Annotated in this window: 13 protein-coding genes; 2 read left to right on the plus strand and 11 right to left on the minus strand. The window is 64.2% G+C overall.

The window, feature by feature from the left end; genetic code table 11:
* Positions 1-31 precede the first annotated feature (31 nt).
* The gene (locus V5279_RS31865; RefSeq protein ID WP_166215880.1) at positions 32-319 is read left to right on the plus strand and encodes a c-type cytochrome; all 288 of its coding nucleotides are present in this window, start codon (positions 32-34) and stop codon (positions 317-319) included.
* Positions 316-1,254, plus strand: coding sequence for a transporter substrate-binding domain-containing protein (locus tag V5279_RS31870; RefSeq protein ID WP_338691092.1), 939 nt, complete (start codon positions 316-318; stop codon positions 1,252-1,254). Before V5279_RS31865 ends, V5279_RS31870 begins: the two co-directional genes overlap by 4 nt.
* A 16-nt stretch (positions 1,255-1,270) precedes the next feature.
* Here V5279_RS31870 and V5279_RS31875 read toward each other — a convergent pair whose 3' ends face one another.
* The 11 genes from V5279_RS31875 to V5279_RS31925 form a co-directional block, all read right to left on the minus strand.
* Positions 1,271-2,179, minus strand: a complete 909-nt coding sequence (locus V5279_RS31875) for a flagellin (protein WP_338691094.1) — start codon at positions 2,177-2,179, stop codon at positions 1,271-1,273.
* Between the two features lie 16 nt (positions 2,180-2,195).
* Positions 2,196-3,971: a flagellar hook-associated protein FlgK gene (gene flgK / locus V5279_RS31880; protein ID WP_338691096.1), complete on the minus strand. Its 1,776-nt coding sequence runs from the start codon at positions 3,969-3,971 to the stop codon at positions 2,196-2,198.
* Positions 3,972-3,998: 27 nt separating this feature from the next.
* The gene (locus V5279_RS31885) at positions 3,999-4,454 is read right to left on the minus strand and encodes a flagellar protein FlgN (RefSeq protein WP_338691098.1); all 456 of its coding nucleotides are present in this window, start codon (positions 4,452-4,454) and stop codon (positions 3,999-4,001) included.
* A gap of 19 nt (positions 4,455-4,473) precedes the next feature.
* Positions 4,474-4,725, minus strand: a complete 252-nt coding sequence (locus V5279_RS31890) for a hypothetical protein (protein ID WP_338691099.1) — start codon at positions 4,723-4,725, stop codon at positions 4,474-4,476.
* Positions 4,722-6,005, minus strand: a complete 1,284-nt coding sequence (gene flgE, locus V5279_RS31895; protein ID WP_338691101.1) for a flagellar hook protein FlgE — start codon at positions 6,003-6,005, stop codon at positions 4,722-4,724. Before flgE ends, V5279_RS31890 begins: the two co-directional genes overlap by 4 nt.
* A 19-nt stretch (positions 6,006-6,024) precedes the next feature.
* A complete protein-coding gene (locus V5279_RS31900) occupies positions 6,025-6,693 on the minus strand; it encodes a flagellar hook assembly protein FlgD (RefSeq protein WP_338691103.1) in 669 nt (222 codons plus the stop codon).
* 238 nt (positions 6,694-6,931) lie between these two features.
* Positions 6,932-7,450, minus strand: a complete 519-nt coding sequence (locus V5279_RS31905) for a hypothetical protein (protein ID WP_338691104.1) — start codon at positions 7,448-7,450, stop codon at positions 6,932-6,934.
* 103 nt (positions 7,451-7,553) lie between these two features.
* Complete coding sequence (gene fliS / locus V5279_RS31910; protein WP_029080083.1) at positions 7,554-7,985, minus strand: flagellar export chaperone FliS; 432 nt, start codon at positions 7,983-7,985, stop codon at positions 7,554-7,556.
* Complete coding sequence (fliD, locus tag V5279_RS31915; protein ID WP_338691105.1) at positions 7,985-9,691, minus strand: flagellar filament capping protein FliD; 1,707 nt, start codon at positions 9,689-9,691, stop codon at positions 7,985-7,987. Before fliD ends, fliS begins: the two co-directional genes overlap by 1 nt.
* A 63-nt stretch (positions 9,692-9,754) precedes the next feature.
* Positions 9,755-10,579, minus strand: a complete 825-nt coding sequence (locus tag V5279_RS31920) for a flagellin (RefSeq protein WP_029080085.1) — start codon at positions 10,577-10,579, stop codon at positions 9,755-9,757.
* Between the two features lie 140 nt (positions 10,580-10,719).
* Positions 10,720-11,421: an RNA polymerase sigma factor gene (locus tag V5279_RS31925; protein WP_029080086.1), complete on the minus strand. Its 702-nt coding sequence runs from the start codon at positions 11,419-11,421 to the stop codon at positions 10,720-10,722.
* Positions 11,422-11,750 lie beyond the last annotated feature (329 nt).

Consider the following 11,750-nt stretch of genomic DNA (forward strand, 5'->3'; position numbering starts at 1 on the left):
AGCTTCGCCGCCGTCGCGGCCGGCCTTGATCATGCTGATCCCGGCTGCCGCACAGCAAACCAGTGCAATCGATCTTTCCGGTCAGGCCGACCAGGGCAAGGTCACCTACGCCAAGAACTGCTCGCATTGCCATGGGCCCAACATGGTCAACTCCGGCACCATCACGCCGGACTTGCGCGCCTTCCCCGACGACAAGACGCGCTTCGTGACGACCGTCAAGCAAGGCAAGAACGGCAAGATGCCGCCCTGGGTCGACATCCTGAACGAACAGGAGATCGCCGACGTCTGGGCCTTCGTGTCGAGCCGGAGGACGCCATGAGGGCTCTGCTTGCGGGCGCAGCGACGGTTCTGCTGCTCGCCGCGATGCCGGTGGCGCATGCCGCCGGCGACCCGCTCAAGGTATGTCTCGACGAGGATCTGCCGCCGCTGTCGGCGCATCATCGCGGCAAGCCGGATGCCGGCTTCGACGTGGCGCTCGCGCAGGCCATTGCCGAGCGGCTCGGACGGCCGCTCAAGATCCAGTGGTTCGAGAGCAAGCTCGACGAGGATTCGAGTCCCGCGCTCGAAGCCAACGCGCTGCTGTCGGACGGACGCTGCTCGCTGGTCGGCGGCTACGCCCTCACCACGGACTCGCTGAGGGTGCCCGGCGTCACGACGGCCAAGCTGCCGGGCTTCGACGGCGCCACCCGCGAGGATCGGCGCCGGCGGATCCCGATCGGCGTGCTGGTGCCGAGCCGGCCCTATATCTACTCGCCGATGACCGTCGTGCTCGGTCCCAAGGCCAAGGACAAGCTCAAGGACCGCAAGATCACCGATATCGGCGATCTCGCCGGGCTTCGCCTCACGATCGAAAGCGGCACGCTCGGCGATGCCATCCTGATGACCTTCGACAAGGGCAAGCTGATCGACGACATCACCCACCTCGTTCCGGGACGCAGCGACCTGCTGGGCGAGCTCGAGCGCGGCGAATTCGACGCCACGTTGCTCGACCTGCGCCGGTTCGACGCCTACCGCGCCGAGCATCCCGACACCAGGATCACGGCCTCGGGCTACTATTATCCGATCGGCGCCAACCGCGGCTACGTTGCGCTCGAAACCGACAAGGCGCTGCTGGATGCCGTCAACAAGGTGCTTGAGGATATGCAAAGCAAGGGCAGCATCGGCCAGCTTGGCCAGGCGGCTGGCCTCACCTGGCTTCCCCCACGCGAACCGATCATCCTCGGCGATGTCTGGCTGAAGATCCTGAACCGCTGATGCGACCTGTGGCCCGCTATCGCAGATAGCTCGCCAGGTTCATGCTCTGGATCTTGGAGATCGCCGAATAGGATGCGGTCAGCTGCGCCTGATAGGTCGAAAGCTGCGCCGTCACTGCAGCGACATCGACGCTGGTGAGGTTGGTCGACAGGGTCTTTGCGAAATTCTGGTAGTCGCTCTGGTTGGTGCTGGCGGTCTCGATCTGCGAAGCCGCTGTCGAAAGCTTCGCCTGCACCGTTGACGTCGCATCCAGCGCATTGCTGGCAAGGTCGAGCGCTTGCGAGATATCGCTCGACGACAGTGTCGTGCTGTTGCCGACGTACTTCAAGAGCCGCATCACCTGCTCGAAGGCCGGGTTGTCAGCGGTGACGCCGTAGGAAATCGACTGGCTGTCGGAGACGCGCACCGACGCGATCTCGCTGTCACCCTTGTAGTAGCTGGTGTCTGATGTCGTCAGCGAGCCGGTGCCGGTGTCGAAGGTCGACAGATCCGCAGGGGCGGTGTCGGTGCGGGCGCCGCTGAAGACATATTCGCCGTCATATTGCGTGTTCAGCAGTCCCTGCATCTGCGATATCGCCTGCTGGGCATAGTTGATCACCGACGCCGTCGCCGTGCTGCTGCCGGTGGTCGCAGCACTGAGCTGGGTCCGAAGCTGCGTGATGATATCGGTCACCGAGCCGACCGCCGAATACATCGCCTGCACCTTGTTGTCGGCGAGATTGCTGGCATCGATATAGGACTGGGCGCGCGTCACCGAGACCTGCAGATTGATGACACGCCCGGCGCCGGAGCCGTAACCGCCGAAATCCTCGGATTGCAGCCCGGAGGACTCCTGCACCTGCTCGTTGGCCATCACCGCCTGCACCCGCAGCGCACTGGTGATCATCTGTTCCGACTGTGCAAAGGTGGCAACACGCATCATCATGATAACGCCCTCACACTCAGCTTGCGCTCATCGCGGTCATCAGCGCCGAGAACATGGCGTTGATGGTCGTAATGATCTGGGACGCGGCAGCGTATTTGTTCTGCAACGAGCTCAGATTCGCGCTTTCCTGATCGAGGTTGACGCCGGACTGCGACGACAGCGAGCTCGCATAGGTCGACTGCGCGGTCTGCTTGGCGGTGTAGGTCGCCGACGCCTGGGTCGCCTTGCTTGCGACGTTGGCGACGATCGCGGCGGCATAATCGGTGAACGAGCCGGTGGTGGCGCCGAGCCCGCCCGCCATGGCGAAATTGGTCGACCCCGTCAACGTGCTCGAGAGCGCGTTCACCACCGTCGCGGAGCCCGGCGACAGCACCGAGTTTCCGACCGTCAGCGTGGATGACGCATCGAGCGTCGCGGTCGGCAGCGCCGCCGTGCCGTTGAGGATGTCGCTGCGGACCGCGATATCCGACGCGCCAGTCCCCGTGATCAGGTCGTTGAGCCCGAAATAATCCGAAAAGCCCTCACCGGAACTGCCGACCGAGCTCGTCATCTCATTGATGGCGACACCGTTGCCGGACCCGGTCGCCGAGATCGACAGATGTCCGTTGGCATCGACCGACGCCGACAGGCCCGATATGCCGTTGATCGCGGTAACGAGATCGCCGACCGTCGCGTAGGACGACAGATCCAGGTCCTTGTAGGACACGAGATTGCCGCTCTTGTCCGCAACCGCGATGCGCACCGTGCCGGTCGCCGACAGCGCCGTCGCGCTGCTCACGGTGGCGGTCCCGGTCAGGCTGGACGGCGGCGGCACCGACGTGCCCTGGTTCGACACCGCGTTGACGCTCGCGGCAAGCTGCTGGGCGAGTTGATCGAGCTGCGATTGAGCGGCCGGCAGCGTCTGGTCGCGCAGCGTGATCAGCGCGCTGACCTTGCCGGAGGAAATCTGCGAGGTGATGTCGACCCCGTTGACGGTGATGCCGCTGAAACCGCTGGACGATCCAGCGCTGTAGGTCGTTGAAGCCGTGACGCTGGGCAGCGCCGTATAGCTCAGCGGATGCGCCGTGCTGTCGACCAGCGCCTGCCCCGATCCGGTATAGACCTGCAGATCGCCGGTCGACGTGTTGAAATAGCTCACATTCATCATCGACGCGAGGTCCTGCAGCGCGCTGTTGCGCTGGTCCTCCAGATCGGCGGTCGACTGCCCGGCTGCGGCCTGCTGCTTGATCTGCTTGTTGAGGTCGGAGATCTGCTGCAGATCGGAATTGATGTCGGTGACCGACGACGCGATATCCTGGTCGGCATTGGAGCGCAGCGTCTGGATGCCGCTCGAGGTCTGCTGAAGTTGCGTCGTGACCGCGGCAAGCGCGCTGACCGCGTTCGACTGCAGCGACGCACTGCTCGGCGTGCTCGCCAGCGACGACAATGCCGACTCGAATGCCGCGAGCGTGTTGGCAAGCGAGGTGCCCGTGGTGGAGCTGTCCCCGCTCGAGGTGCTGCCATAGAGCTGCTGGAGCTCGGTCAGAAAGCTGTTGGTGGTGTCGGCGGCGCCGAGATCGGAATCGGCCCCGACCAGCGACTTCAGGAGCAGCTTGTCGACGGCGCTGGTGATCCCCGTGATCGTGACGCCGGTACCGACGCCACCGGTGACGCTGGCGCTCTGGTTGGCGGTCTTCTCGGTGTAGCCCTTGGTGTCGGCATTCGAGATATTTGCCGAGGTCACGCTGATCTGCACCTGCGTGGCCGACAGCCCGCTGAATGCAATGCTTCGTGCAATATCGAGCGACGACACGGCTAACTCCCTCCGGCGCGGACCAGATCAGGCCCGCACGTTAGTGCCATAGGACATCGCGGGCGTGACGCGACGGCCGCCGGCCCCGTAGGGCGATACGTTGGCGATCTGCTCGCGGATCGCCTGCATGATCGCCTCGATCCGGCGGTTGCTGGCATCGATCGCCGCACGCAACCGCATCACGTTCTCGTCCATCGCCCCGCGGAGCTTCAGGATCCGGTCCATCAGCTGCTCGCGCAGCACCCGGTCCTGGACGTTGAGGTTTGCGGTCTTGCCGACGGCCTCGGCCACGCACTGCTCGAACAGGGTGGCAAGCCGGTTCTTCTCGTCGACATGCTTCAGCCGCGAGGCCGGCAGGCCTTTGGCGAGCTCGACGTTCTCCTCGTTGACGATCGCGATCAGATTGTCGATCAGCGCGATCAACGACCTCGCGCGCTCGTCATTGCCCGCGGGATTGATCTTGATGTTGCGTTCCGGTGTCATGTCATCGCTCCCGTTCAAGCTAGTGTCCGCGACGTAGGGCGCGGACCGATTGTGCGCTGCGCCCATACGCGGTGATCGCCGTTACCCGGACCGTGGCCCGGTTGAGTTCCTGGTCGAGCCGCGTGCATTCGCGCATCAGCTCGCCGCGCAATGTCTCCACATCGTCGAGCAGCGCAGTGAGCTGCGCCCGGTCATTCGGCTGAACCGAAGCGGCCCTCGCCTTCAGCCGCCGAAGCCGGACCAGCAAGCGGTCATTCTTTGCGGTCATCATCGCGACACCGCCGAGATCAGCGTATCGAACATCTTGTCGACGGTGGTGATCACCTGCGATGCCGCGGAATAGGCCTGCTGCGCCGAGATCATGTTGGAGAACTGGCCGCTGGTGTCTGTGGTGCTTGATTCCAGCTCGCTGCCGTAGATCGTTCCGGCACCGTTGCTCCCCGAAGTCTGCAGCGTGGCGTTGCCGGAGGCTGCCGTCGCGGAGTACATGCCGTCGCTGGCCGCGCTCAATCCGTTGGGATCGCTGAAGGTCGCGACCGCAATCTTGTAGATCGCGATCGTCTGCCCATTGGAATAGGTCGCGTCGACCACCCCGCCCTTTCCGATCGAGATGCTGCTCAGCTTGCCGTAAGGCAGGCCGTCCGACGTGATGCTCGTGAGATCGACCGCCGGCGTGGTCTCGCCCGACGAATATTGCGTGAGGCCATCGGTCTTGCCGGCCGTACCGAGATTGAGCGTGATGGCATTGGTGCCGGAACTATCGGCCGCACCGTCCTTCCAGCCGGTCACCGAGATTGTTGGCGGACTCGGCACCGTCGAGGCGAGCGAACCGTCGCTATTGAAGGTGATATCCACCGTGTCGGTGATCGCGTTCGCACTGGCCGTACTGGAGTCCGACGCTAGCTTCGGCTGCTCGAAGCTGGCCTGCCAGGTATTGTCGGCGGTCTTCTTCCAGTCGATCTGGATCGTGCTCGCCGTGCCGAGCGAATCGTAGACCGTCATCGAGCTGTTGAAGGTCGCGTTGACGGCCGCATCGGCCGGCAGATTCGCCGCGACTGTGGTCTTGGTGGTGGCACTACCGCTGGTCGATGCCACCTGGGTGTTGATCGGCCCGAGGCTCGCGGCCGAGGCATTGCCAACGATGTTACCGTCAGCGTCGGTACGCCAACCCTCGAGGTAATTGCCGTTGTTGACGAGATAGCCGGCGTTGTCGGTGGTGAACGCACCGTTGCGCGTATAGGAGGTGGTGCCGCCCGACGTCGCGTTGGTGGTGACGAAGAAGCCGCTGCCCTGGATCGCCACGTCGGTGGCGTTGGTGGTCGCGGCCAGCAATCCCTGCTGGGTGATGTTGGCGCGGCCGGACACCGTGACGCCGCCGGACGTATATGAGGTGGCGCTGTTCGACGCCGTCACCAGATCTTCGAACATCGCCGAAGTGGTCTTGTAACCCGTGGTATCGGCGTTGGAGATGTTGTCGGAAATCATTGCCAGCGACTGGCTCTGCGCATTGAGCGCCGAGATCGCCGAGGAAAGAGCACCAGTGAGACTCATGATAATACTCCGGAAGCAATCAGGACGTGACGCCGATGATGTTGGCGGCGCTGACGGGGACGCCATTCACAAGCAACGAGGGCGTCGAGCCGGAGGCATCGATCCCGGTCACCGTTCCGGTCATCGTGGTGTAGCTGAGCAGCGAGTTTCCGGCGGCGTCGGTCGCGGTCACCTGGATCGTGTACTGGCCGCCATCGCTGAGCTGGGTGCCGCTCGTGGTCTGACCATTCCAGGTGAAGCTGTTTGAGCCGGCGTTTCCGGTCCCCTTGCCGCTCCAGACCGTGTTGCCCGAGGAATCCTGGATCGTGATCGCGACGTTGGAAGCGGCCGAGGTGAACGAGTAGCCGAAGGTCGCCGAGCCATTGGTCAGCTCCGCCGTGCTCGTCTTCGCCTCGACGGTGTGGCCGATATAGTTGACCGAGTTCAGCGTCACGAGACTCGAGAACGAACTCGCCAGCGACGTCATGCTGGCGTTGGTCGACTGCTGCTCGGTGAAGTTTGCGTAGGAGGTGAGCTGATTGATGAAGTCGGTCGTGCTGGTGGCGTTCAGCGGATCCTGGTTCTGCAGCTCGCTGACGAGCAAATTGAGAAAATCGGTCGAGCTCATCCCCATCGATGCGCTCGACGATGAACTCGACGAGCTCGAGGCGGCGGAGGCTGCAGCAGAGGTTGCCGAGGAGACGGTCATGACAAGGCTCTCTTCGCCGCGGGCTAAGGCGGCGGAACGCGTTGGAACATTGGGATCGTGAAGTCGTTCGCAGATAAAACGGACGACGCGCCGATTTCAGGCGCGGATTCATCCGCGCGGAATCACTTGATTAATCGGCAGAATTTGCCGCGTCGGCTGCGGCTTCACGGCGCGCCGAGCGGGCGCAAGCGATCTGCCGCGGACACCGGGCCGCGGGCGCAAAAGGAATGTGGAGAGCCTAGAGCGAGAGGCTGATCGGCAGATCCGGTTCGCCGAGCATCAATGCCGGCGGCGCCAATGCGGGCAACAGGCAGAGGGCCAGCAACAGCGCGGGCAACACCTTGCCCTGCTGTGCCGCATCACCCGGAGCTTGCGCATCGCCCGGCTGATCCGCCGGCGCGGCCGGCTCCGAGGCCATCTCCTGTGCCGTCTCTTGGGGCAGTTTCGCCGCGGCGGTCACGATGCGGTCGACAAGCACCTTGGGCGCGCGAACCGGCGGCGCGGCGAGCGCCCGGCGTACCGCGCTCGCCTCTTCATAGAGCGTCCGCGCCTCGGCCGAGGATGCGAGGAGCTGGACGGCGGCAAGACGTTGATCGTCGGGCCAGCGGGACAGATCCTCCCCCAGCCGGTCGATCAGGTCTTCGAATGTCGCAACGTCCATCGCGCGCGTAGATCCAGCCTCGTCGCCAAGGCTGTCATAAAGCATTCGCGGGACGGCGGAAATCAATTTCCGCCGCCGGTGCGTCAGGTCCAGCATGGTGTCCGTCAGGCGGCTATTTTCCCCACCAGGACGCCTTCCCCGGGGCGTCCTGCACCACCGGCGAAGCGGTCTCGCCGGGCGATTCGTGCCTCAGCCGCGCCTAGCGGCCGGCGGCTGATTCGAGCGTTTTGGCCTTGGCGGCCTTGCCGGCGGTGGCCTCGACGTACTTCCAGGCGTCGCGGAGTTCCGTCAGGCTGGCGATGATGCGCCGGAAATTCTCCCTGGCCTGCGGCCGGCCATAAGAACGCAGACACGCCATGATCAGGGCGTTGTAGGTGCGGTAGAGCCGATCCGCCATCGCGCCGCCACGGGTGAAGTCGAGATTGTGGCTCAGTCCGCGCAGGATCGCGGTCGCCCGCGTCAGATAGGTGTGGCCTTCCTCGAAGCGCTTCGCCTCGTGCGCGTCCAGCGCCTTCTGCAACAGCGTGATCGCGCCGTCGCACAGCATCACCACCGCCTTCAGCGGCGGCACCGCCACTGCGGCGGATCGGTAGGCATTGTTGGCAAGGTAGGCGGTAGCGTTCTGTGTCATCAGTTACTCGATGCTGAATCCAGGAGTGCTTTCAGGTAGCCCAGCGTGTTGTTCGCGCTTTCGATGGCAGCCTGATAATTGGCGTATTGGACCTGCAGCTGCGCCTTGAACGTCGCGGCATTGCTCTGGATGTCGCTGACCTGGGACTGCAGATCGGTATCGCGCGACTGCAAATTGGTGATCATGGTCTGCAACTGACCGCTGGTCCCGGAGCTGGTGTGCGCGAGCTGATAGAGCTGCGATGCAAGGCCGGACGTCGACGTCACGGTGATCGATTGCGAGGTCGATCCGGTGTAGGTGAATGCCATGCCGGCGTAGATCGTGCCCGCATTGCCGATGATGCTGTTGCCGACCACCGAAAAGCCCGAACTGTCGCCGCCGACGGACGCGCCGGTCAGCGTGCCGGTCGAATCCACCGTCACGTCGAGCGTGAACGATTGCGGCGATGTGCCGGTGTTGACGACGTTGAGCTGGCTGGACGAGGTGGTCGTCTGCGCCGACAGCAGCTGGGTGACGCCGGCAAGATTTTGCGTCAGCACGGTCGACAGCGTTCCGGTATCGAGTTGCAGCTCGTTGTTCTCGTTGAAGGACAGGCCGAGGTCGGCCATCGTCATGCCGCCCACCGAGCCGCTGAGCACCTGCTGCAGCTGAGTCATGATATCGCGCATCGTGCTGTCGCCGAACAGCACCGCGCTCGATGCGGCTGTGCCGTCGGAATTCTGCGCGGACTGCGCGATCACCTGGTCGCGGAATGCATTGTAATTGGTGACGAAGGTCTGCAGCGCGGAGGTGATCTGGCTGGTGTCGGTCTGGATGCTGATGTTCAGGCTGGTGCCGCTCGGCGTCGGCTGCAGCAGATCGAAGGTGACGCCCGAGAGAACGTCGGAAATGTCGTTGGTGTTGCGGGTAAGCGCGATGCCGTCGAGGGTGAATTCCGCGGACTGCGACTTCTGCAGCACGTCGGTGAAGGCACCCGACGTGTCGGTGACGCCGAGCTTGTTCAGGATGTCGTCGCCGGAGGTCGAGGAATAGGTGATGTCGGCGGCGTCCTCGGTCCCGGTCAGTACCATCTCGTAGGACCCGCTCGACACCTGGACGATCGAGGCCTGGACATTGGTGCTTGAGGTCTGGGCGTTGATGGTGTCGACGACATCCTGCATCGTCATCCCGCTGGTGATCGAGATCGCGGTGCTGCTGCCGCCCGCGAGCCCCAGCGAAAACGTGCCGGCGAGGCCCAGCGCCGTCGACGAGCTCGACTGCGAGGAGCCGATCACCTTCTGCGCGGTGGCGAGCTGGGTGATCTGGAGCGTGTGATCGCCGGTCGCCGAGCCGCTGTTCACGCTCATGTTGAGCGCCGAGGAGGCACTGACGTCGCCGGTGGACGAAATCGTCGCCGAGCGCGTGGCGAAGGCGTTGGTGGCGATCGAATTGATGATCGACGAGCTGAGCGACGACAACCCGGTTGCCAAAGTCGACAGCTCGGTCTGCAGCGACTGGTAGGCGGTGACCTTGGCCTGGTTCGCGGTGATCGTCGTGGTGATCGAGGTCGCCGCCGCGAGCTTGGCGTCGACCTCGGCTTCGATCAGGGCGTCCCAGTCGATGCTGGTCGAATTGGTCGTGCCGGTCGTGGTCACCGTGCTGGCAGAGCTGGCAGAACTCGACGACGTCGTGCCTGATGTACTCGAGGTGGCGCTGCTAACCGTCATGTCGACACTTCCGCCGCAATGGGAATCGGGCCGGCATCATGCCGGCCCGATCTATCCCTGGATTTAGCCGAGCAGCTTGAGCAGGTACTGCGGCATCTGGTTCGCCGCCGTTTCCGCCGAAACCGCGGCCTGGGTCTTCACTTCGGCCGAGGACAGCGTCGCCTGCTCGGAAGCGATATCGACGTCCTTGATCGCCGAATTGGCCGACTGCAGGTTCTGGGTCTGGGTCGAGATCGAGTCGGCGCTGAAGTTGAAGCGCGATTCCTGGGCACCGATCTCGGCGCGGGCCGACGACACGGTGTCGATGGCGCTGTCGAGTGCCGACATGGCGCTGGTCGCGCTCGACAGGCTGGAGACGTCGAGCGAGGTGACGCCGAGCGAGGACGCCGTCAGGCTGGTCAGCGTGATCGTGATGGTGTCGGCCGAGGTCGAGCCGACCAGCACCGAGACGCCCGAGGAGAACACGCTCGAACCGTCGAGCAAGCTCTGGCTGCTGTAGCGGGTGCCAGAGGCGATGGAGTCGATTTCGCCCTTGAGCTGCGTGAATTCCGAGTTGATGTAGGCGCGGCTGGAGTCAGCCACGGTGCCCGAGGCGGACTCGGAGGCCAGCGACTTCATGCGGGCCAGGATGTCCGAGATGTTGGACGCGCCGCCGTCGGCGGTCTGCAGGATCGAGGTCGCCTGCGCCGCGTTGGTGGCGGCCTGCTGCAGCGTCGTGATGTCGGAGGAGATGCGGGTCGAGATCGCGAGACCGGCCGCGTCGTCGGAGGCCGAGGTGATACGCGAGCCGCTCGACAGCTTCGACAGCGCGCTGGTTTCCTGCTGCGAGTTGATGTTGAGGTAGCGGACCGCGGAGTTCGCGGCGGTGTTGGTGGAAATTGCCGGCATGAGTAGCTCCTGTGGTGATGGGGCATGGCATGCCGCATCGTGAAAAAGAGAGGTGACGCGGATCCAGCCCCCGTCCGCCCGATCAAACGGGTCGGCCGCCGGTGGTCAGGCGCAAAAACTTCAGAAGCCGGAATTTATGGTTAGCAGTCGGTAAACGCGCCGCGCAGGTCGCGCTCGTGCCGCTTCAGCATTTCGCGCAGCTGTTGCCGCCCGCGCTTCAACAGCGACTCCACCGCGGCCACGGTCGTATCCATGACCTCGGCGATCTCGCCGTTGCTCATGCTCTCATGATAGGAGAGGATCACCGCGACGCGCTGCTGTTCGGGCAGCCGCTGCATCGCCACCTCCAGAAGATTGCCGATCTCGTTGCGCTCGATGACGGTCGAGGCATCGAGCTGGGTATCGGCGACTTCGGGCACGACGTCGACATTCTCGGTGCGCGGCTTGCGGCGCAGATCGATGCAGCGGTTGCTGACGACGCGATACAGCCAGGTCGAGAACTTGGCGCGGCCGTGCTGCCAGCGGCCGCGATGCGTCCACACTTTCAGCATCGTGTCCTGCACCACGTCTTCGGCGTCGGCGGCGTTGCCGACGATGCGCAGCGCGATCGCGTAGGCGCGATCGACATGGCGTTCGACCAGAGCACGAAACGCCGCCTCGTCGCCGGCGGCGAGGCGGTCGAGCAGTTCCTTGTCCTCGTCCTGGATCTCGACGGTGTCGAGCGGGCCTGCATCGGCGACCGTGGGAACGTCGCTCCAGGGCGCAGCCGTCTCGACTGGCGCGACCGCGGCCGTCGTGGCCTCGATCTCGGCCGCTGCCGTCATATCAAGCGCGTAACTCATGCCCCGCTCTCCAACCAGCGCCGCTGGCACACATCCCATGCGGCTTCTGAGCGTTGAACGGAGGCGCCGGACAAACCAGGCGAAGATTTTTTGTTATTTTTCAAATGCTTAGCTGGATGTTTTTGCCGACTGCCCGGCAAAAGCTGCCGCTGCGCCAGCGCGCAGGGAAAAGTTCGACGGGATCTGGAGCAGTCGTTCAGCATCGCCTTGCATGCCCGCGGGAAGAGATCGTCGCGCCGGAAAACGCTGTTGTCACACCAACTAACGCCACGCGAACACACATGCATGCGCGGAGCATGCGAGTGATCCGTCGCCGTTGGTCGCCATCT

The organism is Bradyrhizobium sp. 26S5, from assembly GCF_036923295.1.
Classification (GTDB): Bacteria; Pseudomonadota; Alphaproteobacteria; order Rhizobiales; family Xanthobacteraceae; genus Bradyrhizobium; species Bradyrhizobium septentrionale.